The sequence below is a fragment of the Mesorhizobium sp. M7A.F.Ca.CA.002.05.1.1 genome (assembly GCF_003998335.1).
GTDB lineage: Bacteria > Pseudomonadota > Alphaproteobacteria > Rhizobiales > Rhizobiaceae > Mesorhizobium.
The window spans coordinates 1-756 of record NZ_RZQI01001493.1 but is presented as its reverse complement, the minus strand read 5'-3'; the positions used below and the strand labels follow the sequence as shown (position 1 = coordinate 756).

Below are 756 nucleotides of genomic sequence, written 5' to 3'. Positions count from 1 at the left end.
GCATACCATTGCGCCAACGCGCCCTGACCGCTCCATAGCGCCAGCAGCGGGCAGCGAATGCGCCGGCCGGCTGCCTTGTCGGCATGGTCGTGCTCGCGATCGAGCGTGGCTGCCGCCCGATATTCCTCGCAGATGGCATGGGCGTGGGCAGGCGCGCGCAAGGCCTCGACATAGGCCTGACGCACTTCGGCTGGAAACGCCGATGACGACGAGCCCCAGCCGTTGAGCGCATTGTCGACGATCGCCTCGGCGGCGCTGGACAGGATCTTTTCCGGCAACGGCTCGGGCTGCGCCAGCAGCGACCATGGCCAATAACCCAGCGCCAGCCTGGCGTCGGCCCGGTCCCAGGCATCGGCGGTCGGCACGATGTCGAGAACGGCGAGCCTGTCGATGCTGCCCCGATGATCGAGCGCCATGCGGTAGGCGACACGCCCTCCGCGATCATGGCCGGCGACCATGAAGCTGCTGAAACCCAGCTTCTCCATCAGCCTCATCATATCGGCGGCCATGGTGCGCTTGGCATAGGGGGCGTGGTCGGGAGTGGATGCCGGACACGAACTGCGGCCATAGCCGCGCAGGTCGGCGCAGACGACGCTGAACCGGCTGGCCAGAGCGGGGGCGATGTCGCGCCACATCAGATGCGTTTGCGGAAAGCCGTGCAGCAACAGCAGCGGTGGCCCGCCGCCGGCGCGCAGGCAGAATATGTTGGCATCGCCGGTGTCGATTTCCGCGCCTTGGAAGCCCTCGAACATGATC

At 67.2% G+C, this 756-nt stretch carries 1 protein-coding gene; it reads right to left on the bottom strand.

Going from position 1 to position 756, the window contains the following annotated elements; genetic code table 11:
* On the bottom strand, nt 1–752 hold a 752-nt coding region (locus EN939_RS36610; RefSeq protein WP_206528468.1), incomplete at its 3' end, for an alpha/beta fold hydrolase.
* Nucleotides 753–756: the final 4 nt, after the last annotated feature.